Below are 13,439 nucleotides of genomic sequence, written 5' to 3' on the forward strand. Positions count from 1 at the left end.
CGTTGACATGCGCCCGGACATTGCCGAAAAGGGGCACCTAATATGCAGAACACGTCGAAGAGGGGCATCGGGATGGGATACGTCGGGGGGCCGCGCCTGCGCTCAACCGTCGCAGCGCTCTCCCTGTTTCTCGCTGTCCCGCTCATTGCCGCCGTCGCCGCGACGCCGGCCAGCGCCGATTTCCGCGTCTGCAACGCGACGCAGAACCTCGTCGGCGTCGGCATCGGCTACCGCGCCAAGACCGGCTGGATCACCGAGGGCTGGTGGCACATCGAAGGCTCGACCTGCAAGACGCTGATCGAAGGGCCGCTGTCATCGAGGTTTTACTATCTCTATGCAGAAGATGCCGAGCGCGGCGGCCGCTGGGACGGTCCGATCACCATGTGCGTGGCCGAGAAAGAGTTCAAGATTGCCGGCGTGACCGACTGCGTGGCGCGCGGTTTCCAGCGCGCCGGCTTCCAGGAATACGATACGGGCGAGCAGGCGAACTGGATGGTCCAGCTCACCGACGAACCCGCAACGGGCGGCGCCACAGCCGCCTCGGGAACGAACGGTCAATGAGACGCAGCCGCAAGGTCAAGATACTCGCAACACTCGGCCCCGCCTCCTCCGACGAGGCGATGATCCGAAGGCTCTTCGAGGCGGGAGCCGACGTCTTCCGCATCAACATGAGCCATACCGACCATGATTCGATGCGCACGCTCGTCGGCCGCATCCGCAAGGTCGAGGGCGACGTGGGCCGGCCGATCGGCATCCTCGCCGACCTGCAGGGGCCCAAGCTCCGCGTCGGCAAGTTCGCCAACGGCAAGGAAGAGCTGACCGTCGGCCAGACCTTCACCCTCGACGACAATCCCGAGTTCGGAACGTCGAGCCGCGTGCACCTGCCGCATCCCGAGATCCTCAAGTCGGTGCAGGCCGGCCATCGCCTGCTGATCGACGACGGCAAGCTCGAACTCAAGGCAACCAAGGCCGACGGCAGGTCGATCGTCTGCACCGTCGTCGCCGGCACCAGGATTTCCGACAAGAAGGGCGTCAGCCTGCCCGACACCGACCTGCCGGTCGGCGCGCTGACCGAAAAGGACCGCAAGGACCTCGACGCGGTGCTCGAAACCGGCGTCGACTGGGTGGCGCTGTCGTTCATCCAGCGCCCCGAGGACCTGGCCGAGGCCCGCAAGATCGCGCAAGGGCGCGCGCTGTTGCTCTCCAAGATCGAGAAGCCGCAGGCGGTCGCCCGGCTCGCCGAGATCATCGACCTGTCCGATGCCCTGATGGTCGCCCGCGGCGACCTCGGCGTCGAGATGCCGATCGAGGCGGTTCCCGGTATCCAGAAGCAGATCACCCGCGCCGCCCGCCGCGCCGGCAAACCGGTGGTCGTCGCCACCCAGATGCTGGAATCGATGATCACCGCACCGGTGCCGACCCGCGCCGAGGTCTCCGACGTGGCGACCGCCGTGTTCGAAGGTGCGGACGCCATCATGCTGTCGGCCGAATCCGCCGCCGGGCAATACCCGGTCGAGTCGGTGGCGACCATGGACCGCATCGCCCAGCAGGTCGAGAAGGACCCGACCTATCCGGGCATCATCAACGCCCAGCGCTCGCAGCCGGAGCCGACCGGCGCCGACGCCATTTCGCTCGCCGCGCGTGAAATCGCCGAGACGCTGAAGCTGTCGGCGATCGTCACCTACACCGCTTCGGGCACCACCGGCCTGCGCGCGGCGCGCGAGCGGCCGCAGGTGCCGATCATCGCGCTGTCGCCGATCGTCGACACGGCGCGCCGCCTGTCGCTCCTGTGGGGCACGCACTGCGTCGTCTCGCCCGACGCCGTGGATCTCGACGACATGGTCGATCGCGCCTGCAACGTCGCGTTCAACGAAGGCTTTGCCGGCGCCGGCGACCGGATCATCATCACGGCCGGCGTGCCGCTGAGGACGCCCGGCTCCACCAACATGCTGCGCATCGCCTATGTCGGGCCGGGCGGCAAGGGAAGCAGGTGAGCGAATAGGGAATAGCGAAGTAGTGAGTAGGGAATAGAGACCCCTGCCGTTCCAGGCAGGCACGCCCGACTACTCTCTACTCACCATTCGCTACTCACTCCCGCGGCCTTCTCGTTCACGCACCCTGCCGCATGCACGTCGCCGGCAATCCGCGCCTCGACGGCGCGGGCCGTCGCCTGCAGGTCACGCGGCTGGCCGGCGAGTTTTTCGACGGCCGCCACGACCAGCTCCGGCGCCACCCAGTCCGGCTTGTGGCCGAGGTTCCTGACCCAGACCATCTCGGCGTCCGCAATGTCGCGTGCGAGCCCGACGGAATGGATCTCCTCGTAGACGACCGTGTCCTCGTCGCCCGAGATCACCACCGTCGGCACGCCGATGCCGCGATAGCGCGGCGCTGCCGCGAGCACGTGCCGGTACAGCCCTTCGACATCGATCGCATTCGCCAGGAACGCCTGCGGTCGCAGCACCAGTTTGATCGAGGCGTCGTCGACATAGGCTTGCGGCACCTGGTTGGGCGAGAAGACGCACGTGGTCGCGGCACCGATGCGCATCAGCCCTGCCGGGTTGGCGATCGTTTCCGCGAAGATGCGGCCGATCACCGGCATGGCGCTCAAGCTGTAATACCAGGAGGTGCCGCCGCCCGGCCAGGGATGCGTCGCCGCCGACAGGAACAGCAGGCCACGCGTCTTCCCGGGATGTTCGAGCGCAAACGTCGCGGCCACCGCGCCGCCGAACGAATGGCCGACGATGATCGCCTCCTCGATGCCGAGCCTGTCCATCAGGGCCGCGATGGTGGCCGACTGCTCCGTCGGGTCCTCGTTGTCGCCCCGCCCGCGGCCCGACCAGCCGTGGCCCGGCCGGTCGAAGAACAGCATCTCGGCGCGGCCTTCGAACCGTGGCCTCAGCGGCAGCATCTGGTCCTTCAGATTGGCACTCGCACCGTGGATGAACACAAGTGCCGGCAGGTCGCCGCCGGGCGGTGCGGGCACGTGCACGTAGTGGATCCCGGCGCCGGCGATGTCGACGAAGCTGCCCGTCGGCGGGTTGCGTCGCTCGATCAGCCTCGATGCCACACGGGTTGCGCCCGCAAGCGCCAGCACCAGCGCAAGCAGCAGGACCAGGATCGCGGTGAGAATGTTCATGCGGCTCGTGGGAGGGAGGAGAGGCTGGGAAGTGGGGGAGTACGGCAGTAAGGGAGTAGGGGAGTAGGGGAGTAGGGGAGTAGGGAAATGGGGCAGCAGGGCAAGATGGCAGCAGACAAGGTCATTCTGCCGTATCTGCCCTACTCCCCTACTCCCCTACTCCCCTATCAAATTCCTTCGCCGGCCAGCTCTTCCGACAGCCGCGACACCTCGTTCTGGGCGTTGCGCAGCATCGGGTAGATGTCGAGCACGCGCTGCCAGGCCTTGAGCGCCAGTTCGTCGCGCCCGGTCGCCGTCATGATCTGGGCCATGCCCGACAGCGCGCCGAAATGCCGGGGCTCGAGTTCGAGCGTGTGCTCGATGTCGGACATCGACTTGCGATAATTCTGCATCAGGAAGTGCACGGTGGCGCGGCGGTTCCAGCCTTCGGCATAGCTGGGGTCGAGCGTGACGATCTGGTCGAGGAAATCGAGCGCGACGTCGTATTTCTTGGCTTCTATGGCCTGTTGCGACCACAGCATCATCAGGTCGACGGAAGAGCTGCCGGACTTGTTCCACTCATCCCAGATGCGGCTGGCAATGCGCTCGGCGGCCTTTTCGTTGCGCTCCCGCTTCAGCTCGGAAAACAGGACCTGCAGCGGGTTTTCCGCCTTGGCCACCGCTGCGCTGCTTGGCGTTTCGGCCAATAGCGCCCCGGGCGACAGGCTGGCTGTTAGCACCAGGGCAAAAATGGCAAAAACGTTCCGCATGCGGAAATTCTAGACCCCCGCATGGGAACGTCAAACTGAAATTGCCGTGATGCGCCGGCCGCAGGCGGCCGGGCCTACATCAGCCCTGGCGAGCCTTGTAGCGCGGGGCGGTCTTGTTGATGATGTAGATGCGGCCCTTGCGACGAACCAGCTGGCAGTCACGGTGGCGGCCCTTGAGCGCTTTGAGCGAATTCTTGATCTTCATGTCACTGACCCGTCGATGGGGCCCATCAGTCGGGCCGAAACAAAAGCGCGCCAAACAGCGCGCCCAAATTGTGTGTCTGGCTCATAGACGAGGAGTCGCGGCCAGTCAACCGCGGGCGTGGCATTCCGTAGCCCTTTCCTGCAGCGCATTTGCGGCGCTGCAGTCGGCTAGCCGGCTCGTCATCGCCGGATGGGCGAAATGCGGGTGAAATGGCCCATCTTGCGGCCGGGGCGGGCCTCGGCCTTGCCGTAGAGATGGACCGCGACGTCGGGCTCGGCGAGCAGCGACGGCACCCGGTCGATGTCGTCGCCGACGAGGTTTTCCATCACGCAGTCGGAATGGCGGTTGGCGTCGCCCAGCGGCAGGCCCGCGACCGCGCGGACGTGCTGTTCGAACTGCGAGACCGTGCAGGCCGCTTCCGTCCAATGGCCGGAATTGTGCACGCGCGGCGCCATTTCGTTGGCAAGCAGCGAGCCGTCGGGCAGGACGAAGAATTCGATGCCGATGACGCCGACATAATCGAGTGCCGAGAGGATGCGCCGGGCAGCGTCGCGCGCCGCTTCGGCGGTCTCCGGACCGATCGCGGCAGGCACGGTCGAGGTGTGCAGGATGCCGTTTTTGTGGACGTTCTCGGCGGCGTCGAAGACCGCCACGCTGCCGTCGATGCCGCGCGCCGCGATCACCGACATCTCGCGCTCGAAGGCGACGAAGGATTCGAGGATCAGCGGCACGTTGCCGAGCGAGGCGCAGGTGCCGTCGAAGCCGCCCGTCGTCATGTTGCGGAAGACCATCTGGCCCTTGCCGTCGTAACCCATGCGGCGGGTCTTGAGGATGCCGCTGCCGCCGAAGGCATGGAGGGCGTCGGCGAGGTCCTGGTCGTTTTCCACAGGGCGGAAGCCGGCTGTGGATATCCCGATGCTGTTGAGGAAGGTCTTTTCCGACAGTCTGTCCTGCGAGACCTCCAGCGCGCGCGCCGGCGGATGGACCGGTGCGCTGCGCGAAAGATGCTCGGCGGCCACGACCGGCACGTTCTCGAACTCATAGGTCACGACGGCGCTTGCGCCGGCGAGTTCGTCGAGGGCCGCGGGATCGTCATAGGCGGCGGCGATCTGGCGATTGGCGACCTGCGCGGCGGGGCAGTCGGCCTGGGGTTCGAGCACGATGGTCCTGTAGCCCAGGCGGGCGGCGGCCATGGCGAGCATCCGGCCGAGCTGGCCGCCGCCGACGATGCCGATGGTCGCGCCGAGGGGGAGGGGGGCCGTCACGCTTCGTCCGTCGGCCGTTCGGCGACCCGGGCGGTCTGGGCGGCGCGCCACTCTTCGAGCCGTTGGGCGAGGGCGTCGTCCGACAGCGCCAGCACGGCCGCGGCCAGCAGCGCCGCATTGGCCGCGCCCGCCTTGCCGATGGCAAGGGTGCCGACGGGAATGCCCGCTGGCATCTGGACGATGGAAAGCAGCGAATCCTGTCCCGACAGCGCCTTGGATTCGACCGGCACGCCGAACACCGGCAGCGAGGTCATGGCGGCGGTCATGCCCGGCAAATGGGCGGCTCCGCCGGCGCCGGCGATGATGACGCGGAAGCCGGCAGCCTTGGCGCCCCTGGCGAACTCGTAGAGGCGGTCGGGGGTGCGATGGGCAGAGACGATCCGCGCCTCGTGCGAGATGCCGAGGACCTCGAGCAGTTCGGCGGCATGGCGCATGGTCGCCCAGTCGGACTGGCTGCCCATGATGATGGCGACGTCGACCCTGTCCTTGCTCACGCGCGGCACCTCTGTTTGACAGGCTGCGCTTAGCGGAATTGCAGACGGATCGCAACAAAGCCGCGCCGGCGCGGTGCCGATTCTCAGGCTATGATGTCGGGAATGATGCGGTCCTCGATCTGGGCGATCTTGTCCTTGAGGACCAGCTTCTTCTTCTTCATGCGCTGGATCTGGAGCGGATCGCAGCCGGTCGCGATCATCGCGTTGATCGCGACATCGAAATCGGCATGTTCTTGCTTCAAGCGTGCAAACTCGAGACGAATCTCGGCCTGTTCCTGTTCCGACATGTCTACCGTCTGCAAACTCACTGGCGCACCCGGGCGCTCCAAAGGCGGGGGCCGGAAACTCTTGTCACCGGCGCGAAGCCCTTATCACATTTCGGGCTGTCAGGAAATGCTACCACATCATATTCGACATCTCCCAAAGGGGGTGGCAGACTGTCACGGTTCCGTCACAGAGCGCTGTCTGCGGTGGGCACGCTCGTGTGCGGTGCAATCATGAATCCATGAAAGGGAGATCCAATCATGTCTCTTGCATCCCATCTTGAAGAGCTTCAGCGGAAACATGGCGACATCGAACGTCAGCTGGACGAAGCGATGAACCATCCTTCCGTCGACGACCTGCAACTCGTCGCGCTGAAGCGTCGCAAGCTGGCGCTCAAGGACGAGATTGAGAAACTGAAAGGGTCGCCGACCCAACACTGAGGTCAGGACGTCGGTCTTTTCAGGGGCTGCATCGGCTGATGCGGCCCCGGATAACGGCGGCAGTCACGCATTGCCGCCGAATTTGTCTGGGCATGAATCCGTCAATTCCAAACTAGGCCGGTGAGGGCCGGAGCCGGGCGAACCGCTTGCTGGAGCAATTCCAGGAAAAGTGCGCAGCGGCTTTCTGTCCGGAATTGCGCCGCAACAACGAGATGGAGCGTCTTCGCGCTTCGAAGAAATGCGGAAGTACTCTAACCTTCCCAGAACTGATCCAGCCAGAGGTTGAGCTTGCGGAAGCCGCTGTTGCTGACCGCATAGAACCGCTTGGTGCCTTCGGCACGGGCGCTGACCAGCCCCGCATCGAGCAGCACCTTGAGATGCTGCGATACGGCTGGTCGGGAAACCGGCAATCCCTCGGCAAGCTGCGTCACCGTCTTCGGACCGCGGCGCAATTCCTCGAGCAGGCGGCGTCGGTTGGCGTCGGCGATTGCCAGAAACGTGTCGTGGGCAGTCATCCATCCTTTGTGCCGCAACACGCCGGAAACCTCAACCGAGAGTCGCAAGAGGATGTATGTTCGCCGAACCGCGGCCCGCCCGTGGCAACAGGCCGTCAGTCCTGCAGTTCGGGTTTCTGCCGCGGATCGAGGCGCAGCGATTCGGGCGTCGCCGAACGGTCGGCGGGCAGCGTCTTGAAGGCTTCGCGCTCCTCGATCGGCACCGGGGCGCGGCGGCGGATGCGCAGCGCGGTGTAGCCGGCGAGCGCGAAATGCGCGGCCGCGGTGGCCAGGAACAGGGCCTCCGGTCGCATCATGTCCATCAGGCCTGCGCCGAGCATCGGCCCGACCATGGTGCCGAAGCCGTAGAGCAGCAGCAGGCCACCGGAAACCTTGACGAAATCCTCCGGCTTGGCGTGGTCGTTGGCATGCGCCACCGCCAGCGAATAGAGCGTGTAGGCGAAGGCGCCGTAGCAGGCGGTCATGAAGATCACGAACGTGCCGGATCGTGGGGCGACGAGGAAGATGAGCGTGGCGGCGACGGCCGAGGCGAGCGAGGCGCCGATCAGCACGTAGCGGCGGTCGGTGCGGTCGGAGATCTTGCCGACCGGGATCTGCAGCGCCGCACCGGCAACCACCACCAGGCTCATCATCAGCGCGATCTGGGGCGTCGAGATGCCGATGCGGGCGCCATAGACCGCGCCCAGCGTGCCCCAGTCGCCGTTCGCCACGCCGATGAGGAAGCAGGCGACCGAGGCGACCGGCGAGTTGGCGTAGAGCCCCTTGAGGTCGAGCGACACGTCCTGCAACGGCTTGGGGTGCGCCGCGCTCGACACCGCCGTCGGGATCAGCGACAGGCAGAACAGGATGCCGGTGACCATGAACAGCGACGCGCTTTTGACGTCGCCGCCGGCGACCATCATCTGGCCGGCCATGATCGAGGCATAGGTCACCATCATGTAGAGGCCGAAGACGGTGCCGCGGTTCTCGTTGGTGGCGCGCTCGTTGAGCCAGCTTTCGATCACCATGAAGGCGCCGGCCATGACGAAGCCGGTGAAGGCGCGCAGCAGGATCCAGACATATTCGTTGACGATCAGCCCGGTGAGCAGGGCGACGATCGCCGCGGAGGCGGCAAAGGTGCCGAAGGCGCGCACGTGGCCGGCGCGGCGCACGACGCGCGGGGCGAAGAAGCAGCCGGCGACGAAGCCGCCCGCCCAGGCCGTGCCCATCAGGCCTAGTGCCGTGGTGGAGAAGCCCTCCTCTTGGCCGCGAAGTGGGAGCAGGAGGCCGTGCAGGCCCGAGGCGGCGAGGAGAAAGGCCGTGCCGCGGAGCAGCGAGAGAATCGGCCTGTAGGCTGCGAGCATCGGTCTGTCCCACCAAGAATCAGTTTGTGCCGGATCGTGAAGACAGCCCCAGTAGGGCATTTCGGCGGCGGCGATGTGTCAGCGCTTGAACAGCGCCTCGGCGGCCGACTTGGTCGTGCCCTTGGCGGCAAGCTCCGCCTCGAGCCGGACGATCTCGGCCTTGAGCAGGCCGATGCGGTCGTCGAGCTCGCCGACGGACAGGAGCGACAGGTCCTGGCCGATCTCGTGGGCGAGGGGCTTCTTCTTGGGTTCGTCGTCGAAGAGCGCCATCTGATGCCTCCATCCGCGGACAGGCGTTTGCCTGATTTGCCAATCAGAATACATAGTGCGGGCAAGGACATGCAAATGCCGGCGCGCGCCGGACGGAACGGAGACCAAAAAGACATGGCCAACGCTGCCAGACTTCCGGAGAAGATGCTTGCGGTGGCGATCACCCAGCCCGGCGGGCCGAGGGTGCTCAAGGCGGAAAAGCGCGACCTGCCGGAGGCGGGCGCCGGCGAGATCCTGATCAGGGTGCACGCGGCAGGCGTCAACCGGCCGGACGTGCTGCAGCGCAAGGGCGCCTACCCCGCGCCGCCCGGCGCCTCCGACCTGCCGGGGCTCGAAGTGTCGGGCGAGGTGGCGGCACTCGGCGCGGGCGTTTCGCGCTGGCGCCTGGGCGACCAGGTCTGCGCGCTGACGCCGGGAGGCGGCTATGCCGAATACGCCAGGGTGCACGAAACCAACGCGCTGCCGATACCGGCGGGCTTCACCTTCACGGAGGCCGCGGCGCTGCCCGAGACCTTCTTCACGGTCTGGCACAACGTGTTCGAGCGCGGGGCGCTGAAGGCCGGCGAAACGCTTTTGGTACATGGCGGCACGTCGGGCATCGGCACCACCGCGATCCAGCTGGCCTCGGCCTTCGGCGCCTATGTGATCACCACCGCCGGCTCGGACGAAAAATGCGCCGCCTGCCTGAAGCTCGGGGCGGACAGGGCGATCAACTACAAGACCGAGGACTTCGTCCAGGCGGTCAAGGACGCCACCGACGGCAAGGGCGCCGACGTCATCCTCGACATGGTCGGCGGCGACTATGTCGGGCGCAACTACCACGCGGCGGCGGTCGACGGGCGCATCGTCCAGATCGCCACCCAGGGCGGGGCGGTGGCAAGCGCCGACTTCTCCAGGCTGATGGTCAAGCGGCTCACCCATACCGGCTCGACGCTCAGGCCACGCACCACCGAGTTCAAGGCCGGGATCGCTGCGGCACTCGAAGCGCAGGTGTGGCCGCTGCTCGCCGTCCGCCGCGTAGCCCCGGTGATGGACATGATCTTCCCGCTCAGGGAAGCCTGGCGGGCACATGAGCGGATGGAAGAGGGCGAGCACATCGGCAAGATCGTGCTCGACGTCGGCTAGCCGCTCGCCGGGCGCCGACTTCTACGGCACCGTGCCGCGGACGGCCCAGGCGACGTTGGCGAAGGAGCGCGGACCGTCGGGCCGGCCGGCCTCGTAGGCGTCGCGCACGGCTACCTCCGTGCGCGCCCGCTCGGCGGCGCCGAGGCTTGCCACATATTTGCCGAGCGGACCCTCGCCGGCGCTGATCGGCGCCCAGAAGTCGTCGAAACCGGCATAGTCCATGCGGATCATCAGCTCGGTCTCGCTGACGTTCGAAAGACCCTGCTCGCCAAAAGTCCGCGCCATCTCGCCCGGCTGCATCATCGGCTGGAAGCAGTAGCGGGCGCGCAGCTGCCGGCCGCCTTCGCTCAATGCCGCCACCGTGTCGACCACCATGCGCATGCCCGGCATGCCGCCGAGATGGTCCCAGACGGTCGCCGCGACGACGCCGCCCGGCCGGGTGACGCGGCGCATCTCGGCCACCGCCTTGCCGGCCTCGGGCACGAAATGCAGCACGAGCAAGGCGAGCGCGCGGTCGAAGCTCGCATCGGCGAAGGGCAGGTCGCAGGCGTCCGCCTGGCTGATCTTTATACGCGGGTCGGTGTTGCGGGCCTCGGCCGCCGCGACGAAGACGGGGGAAAAATCGATGGCCGCGATCCCGGCGAGGTCGGCGGTCTCGGCGAGCGTGAAGGTCAAGCTGCCGGTGCCGCAGCCGACGTCGAGCACCTTCTCGCCATGGGCAAGGCCGGCGAAGTCGATGAACAGCGGCGCGAGCCTGCGGCTCCAGCGGCCCATCAGCTGCTCGTAGCCGGCCGCGTCCTGCACGTTGAAGCTTGACGTCATCGAAGCCTCCCGATCACTGAGCCATGGTAGGCGAGGGGAGGGGCGTTGCCAAGGCAGCAGCGCCGGCCGCCCCGGCGGTCGCGCGCCCGCGCGTCAGCGCCAGCCATTGGCGAGCTGCAGCGCGAACATCAGCATGCCGACGACGCGGCGCTCGGCCTCCCGGCTGAACGGCATGCCGCAGAGGCGCGAGCGGCCCAGGGTCGGCGAGGCGCGGCAGCGCCCAAAGCTGCGGCATTCGCGCCGCGGGCAGTTCTGGTGCGCGCCGTCCTGGGTGGCGGCGATCGACAGGGCCAGCGCAATCGCGTTGTGCAGGCTGAGCGGAGCGGGGCTCCCGCCGATCTCGATGTCGGGGATGGGTTCTTCGGGGTGGCGTTTCCTGGTCATGGGCTTGCTGCTCCTGATCGGGCCGCCCGGGTGGCTGATGGGCCGCGGGCCGGCCGGGTTGATGGGTTTTCTTGGGGGGCGAAAAGGCGCGGGCGCGCGAAGGCGTTCCCGCGCCGAAAAAGGCCGGGTCGTGCCGGGAAAGCGGACGCATGGCTTTGCGTCTCTTTGATGCTAGTGCGTGACGCTTGGCCATGCGTCCGCCGGCGCTCTTGCCCCGCTCAGTCGCCCCGATGCGTTCGCACCGGCGGCCGCCGCAAGGCCCGGGCCTGGGGGCTCATCACCCAGCGGGGGCACCGTCTCCCCCGCCGACCCGGACGCCGCCGCCCTCCCCTGGCATCCGGTTCATGACCCGGGTTCCCGCGAGGGCGATGCGGGGATTATCCGTGAGGTGCGAAGGGGCGTGGAAAAGAAAATTTTTCGACCAACGGGGGTGTTGCCGGGCGGGGGCGGAGCAATGCAGCAATTTCAAGGAGATGGCTTGGCCGGGGCGCGCTGCCTCGGGGTGTTTTCAAGAAAAGGCTATCCACGTCCTGACGGGGTGCTACCTGGCGGTGAGAAGTCGACGGTTGCGATAGCTCTGCGGCTCGTGGCCTTGGCCAGTGCGAGGGTCAGCTGCCGTGTCCGTAGCAGGGCAGCTTCCTGCCGGCCGCTGTTCGCGGTGACCAAACACGGACGAGATTAGGAGCATCAGAAAGCTAGGCTAAGCTGGCGCGATTGTGGCTTGGATTCGCGACGCCAAATCCACGCATCGAACTCTCGACGTGAGACCGACAGTAAGTCTGCTGCGAAGCAGAACGCCTTTTTAAGATAGTGGTAATCTGTGACGTCGATGCCAACGCGCTTCGCGAAAGTCCTGATATGTCGATCAACTGCAATGGATTCGATCCCGATCAGGCATGCCATATAGTCAACCGTCTTGGGACCAATGCCGTGCAATTCTTGGAGATGGTCACAAAAATCGTCATCCCGAAGCCAGACCCGCAATCCATCAACGTCTTTGATGCCGGCGTTGCAGACTGAGATGACTATCCGTTCGAAACGCGCAGCCTTTACCGGATGCTTCCAATCCAAGAAATCTGTAGTGCAGCCCGTCCTTATGATTTCTACCAAAGCATCCGAAGTAGCTGCATGCGGGTAGTGCACGAGAATGCGATTTACACGCGGACGAACAACCGAGGCGTAATTCAGGCCCGCTTGAAGTACCGCATCGGCCAAAACGGCTCCGAGGTGGTCATAGTATGCTCGAACACTATGAGAATGAGCGGACACACCCTCCGCGCTAGCAAAATCCGCTATCTTTCTTGCGGCAACAAGAATCTCTATCGGATCGCTGCCCGCCGGTCGCGCTCTCATGTCATCAGTCCTGCCTTTCGTAGTGCGACTAGCCGTTCTACACAGTTAGGGCAAGCTCCACACGGCAATTGGCTGGCGGCTTGGCAGGAAAACGTCCGCCCAATTGGGACACCCAAGCGCAGGGCTTCCTGTGCCACATCGGTCTTCGATGAATATCTAAAGGGGGATACAAATCGAACCGGTCCAACTGCTTCAGAAAGGCCGTCGAGCTTGTTCATGAAGTCGGCGGTACAATCGATTTCTTTGGCGTGATTGCTGTTTATGAAGCCGGTATAGACCTCCATTATTCCTAACGTTTGAGCGCGGGCGGCAGCAGCTGCATAGAAAAGAAGCGTTCGATAGGGGATGTATAGATCGTCATCTTTCACTTCCTCTTCCCAGAGATTGGCCTCAACAATCAAGCGGGAGTGCGACGCTCTAAACAGATCAGAAAGACAATTCCTCTCGGGCTGTTCTGTACCAGATGGCAATACCTCGTTCACGCGACGCCACTCAGTCTCTACACAATGTTGCCCATAGTCAAAAAACAGTGGCTTGATCTTGAGACCGCGAGCGGCAAGTTGATAGGCCACGGTGGTGGAATCCAAACCGCCGGAAGCCATCAGCATTACCGTCGTCATGAGTGTGTCTTCCGAATGTTCGACAGGCAAGCAAAAACACCATTCAGGCAATTGTCTAAATCTTCTGAGTAGACATTGCTTCCACATATCACCATCGTGTTGCCATTTTCCTTGCGGGGGTCAAATGTTATTACTGGTTTGCCCATCGCAATGGCCATTCCCACTTCCACCAAGGTTCCGGGGTCTCGGAACAGCGGGACTGCGAGCACTAATGAGCAACATTTTAGTAACTCCACATCCTTGTGGTAGAAATCCCGCAGAGCTTGGTGCGTAGATCCACTTTCGGCTTCGCCATTTTCCTGAACGGGCCTTCGCACGACGAAATTGTGATATTCCAGTGCTGACACAGCTGCATCGACTTCTGGCTTGACGACATAAGAGGCTGTTTGGAAAATCGGATTTGAGGGGTTCCCACCGGGCGTGAAGCGTGATTCAGGGCGCGGATGTGGACCGA

General features: G+C 65.1%; 18 protein-coding genes. 4 read left to right on the forward strand and 14 right to left on the reverse strand.

Annotation, left to right across the window (positions count from 1 at the left end):
• Nucleotides 1-96 precede the first annotated feature (96 nt).
• Nucleotides 97-561, forward strand: a complete 465-nt coding sequence (locus PV773_RS11765) for a DUF1036 domain-containing protein (RefSeq protein WP_347966529.1) — start codon at nt 97-99, stop codon at nt 559-561.
• The gene (gene pyk, locus PV773_RS11770; RefSeq protein ID WP_347966511.1) at nt 558-1,994 is read left to right on the forward strand and encodes a pyruvate kinase; all 1,437 of its coding nucleotides are present in this window, start codon (nt 558-560) and stop codon (nt 1,992-1,994) included. The genes PV773_RS11765 and pyk overlap by 4 nt, the downstream gene beginning before the upstream one ends.
• 80 nt (nt 1,995-2,074) lie before the next feature.
• Here pyk and PV773_RS11775 read toward each other — a convergent pair whose 3' ends face one another.
• From PV773_RS11775 to PV773_RS11800, 6 genes are all read right to left on the reverse strand, one after another.
• The gene (locus PV773_RS11775; protein WP_347966512.1) at nt 2,075-3,136 is read right to left on the reverse strand and encodes an alpha/beta hydrolase; all 1,062 of its coding nucleotides are present in this window, start codon (nt 3,134-3,136) and stop codon (nt 2,075-2,077) included.
• Nucleotides 3,137-3,303: 167 nt separating this feature from the next.
• Nucleotides 3,304-3,885: a hypothetical protein gene (locus PV773_RS11780; RefSeq protein WP_347966513.1), complete on the reverse strand. Its 582-nt coding sequence runs from the start codon at nt 3,883-3,885 to the stop codon at nt 3,304-3,306.
• Nucleotides 3,886-3,964: 79 nt separating this feature from the next.
• Nucleotides 3,965-4,090: a type B 50S ribosomal protein L36 gene (gene ykgO, locus PV773_RS11785; protein WP_018429929.1), complete on the reverse strand. Its 126-nt coding sequence runs from the start codon at nt 4,088-4,090 to the stop codon at nt 3,965-3,967.
• A gap of 179 nt (nt 4,091-4,269) precedes the next feature.
• Nucleotides 4,270-5,355 carry a 5-(carboxyamino)imidazole ribonucleotide synthase gene (locus PV773_RS11790; protein ID WP_347966514.1) on the reverse strand — a complete coding sequence of 362 codons (1,086 nt, stop codon included), beginning with the start codon at nt 5,353-5,355 and terminating at the stop codon, nt 4,270-4,272.
• The gene (gene purE / locus PV773_RS11795) at nt 5,352-5,816 is read right to left on the reverse strand and encodes a 5-(carboxyamino)imidazole ribonucleotide mutase (protein ID WP_347966530.1); all 465 of its coding nucleotides are present in this window, start codon (nt 5,814-5,816) and stop codon (nt 5,352-5,354) included. Before purE ends, PV773_RS11790 begins: the two co-directional genes overlap by 4 nt.
• Before the next feature lie 116 nt (nt 5,817-5,932).
• Nucleotides 5,933-6,136, reverse strand: coding sequence for a DUF465 domain-containing protein (locus PV773_RS11800; RefSeq protein ID WP_340037857.1), 204 nt, complete (start codon nt 6,134-6,136; stop codon nt 5,933-5,935).
• Nucleotides 6,137-6,373: 237 nt separating this feature from the next.
• On the opposite strand from PV773_RS11800, the gene PV773_RS11805 reads away from it, so the two are divergent.
• The gene (locus PV773_RS11805; protein WP_340037856.1) at nt 6,374-6,553 is read left to right on the forward strand and encodes a YdcH family protein; all 180 of its coding nucleotides are present in this window, start codon (nt 6,374-6,376) and stop codon (nt 6,551-6,553) included.
• 251 nt (nt 6,554-6,804) lie between these two features.
• Here PV773_RS11805 and PV773_RS11810 read toward each other — a convergent pair whose 3' ends face one another.
• The 3 genes from PV773_RS11810 to PV773_RS11820 form a co-directional block, all read right to left on the reverse strand.
• Nucleotides 6,805-7,068, reverse strand: coding sequence for a metalloregulator ArsR/SmtB family transcription factor (locus PV773_RS11810; RefSeq protein ID WP_340037855.1), 264 nt, complete (start codon nt 7,066-7,068; stop codon nt 6,805-6,807).
• 95 nt (nt 7,069-7,163) lie between these two features.
• Nucleotides 7,164-8,411, reverse strand: coding sequence for an MFS transporter (locus PV773_RS11815; RefSeq protein WP_347966515.1), 1,248 nt, complete (start codon nt 8,409-8,411; stop codon nt 7,164-7,166).
• A 78-nt stretch (nt 8,412-8,489) separates the two neighbouring features.
• Entirely contained in the window at nt 8,490-8,681 is a 192-nt protein-coding gene (locus tag PV773_RS11820) for a DUF1192 domain-containing protein (RefSeq protein WP_347966516.1), read from the reverse strand.
• 114 nt (nt 8,682-8,795) lie between these two features.
• On the opposite strand from PV773_RS11820, the gene PV773_RS11825 reads away from it, so the two are divergent.
• A complete protein-coding gene (locus PV773_RS11825) occupies nt 8,796-9,806 on the forward strand; it encodes an NAD(P)H-quinone oxidoreductase (RefSeq protein WP_347966517.1) in 1,011 nt (336 codons plus the stop codon).
• A gap of 21 nt (nt 9,807-9,827) precedes the next feature.
• Here the strand turns inward: PV773_RS11825 and PV773_RS11830 are convergent, their stop codons facing one another.
• From PV773_RS11830 to PV773_RS11850, 5 genes are all read right to left on the reverse strand, one after another.
• On the reverse strand, nt 9,828-10,628 hold the full coding sequence (locus tag PV773_RS11830) for a class I SAM-dependent methyltransferase (protein WP_347966518.1): 801 nt from the start codon (nt 10,626-10,628) through the stop codon (nt 9,828-9,830).
• 93 nt (nt 10,629-10,721) lie between these two features.
• Nucleotides 10,722-11,012 carry a hypothetical protein gene (locus PV773_RS11835; RefSeq protein WP_347966519.1) on the reverse strand — a complete coding sequence of 97 codons (291 nt, stop codon included), beginning with the start codon at nt 11,010-11,012 and terminating at the stop codon, nt 10,722-10,724.
• A gap of 687 nt (nt 11,013-11,699) precedes the next feature.
• Nucleotides 11,700-12,365, reverse strand: a complete 666-nt coding sequence (locus tag PV773_RS11840) for a hypothetical protein (protein ID WP_347966520.1) — start codon at nt 12,363-12,365, stop codon at nt 11,700-11,702.
• Nucleotides 12,362-12,985 (reverse strand): 7-cyano-7-deazaguanine synthase, encoded by a 624-nt coding sequence (locus tag PV773_RS11845; protein WP_347966521.1) that lies wholly within the window; start codon nt 12,983-12,985, stop codon nt 12,362-12,364. The genes PV773_RS11840 and PV773_RS11845 overlap by 4 nt, the downstream gene beginning before the upstream one ends.
• The coding region (locus tag PV773_RS11850; protein ID WP_347966522.1) for a nucleoside 2-deoxyribosyltransferase at nt 12,982-13,439 on the reverse strand (458 nt) is incomplete at its 5' end. The genes PV773_RS11850 and PV773_RS11845, both read right to left, overlap by 4 nt.

The sequence above is a fragment of the Mesorhizobium sp. CC13 genome, assembly GCF_039907765.1.
Taxonomy (GTDB): Bacteria; Pseudomonadota; Alphaproteobacteria; order Rhizobiales; family Rhizobiaceae; genus Aminobacter.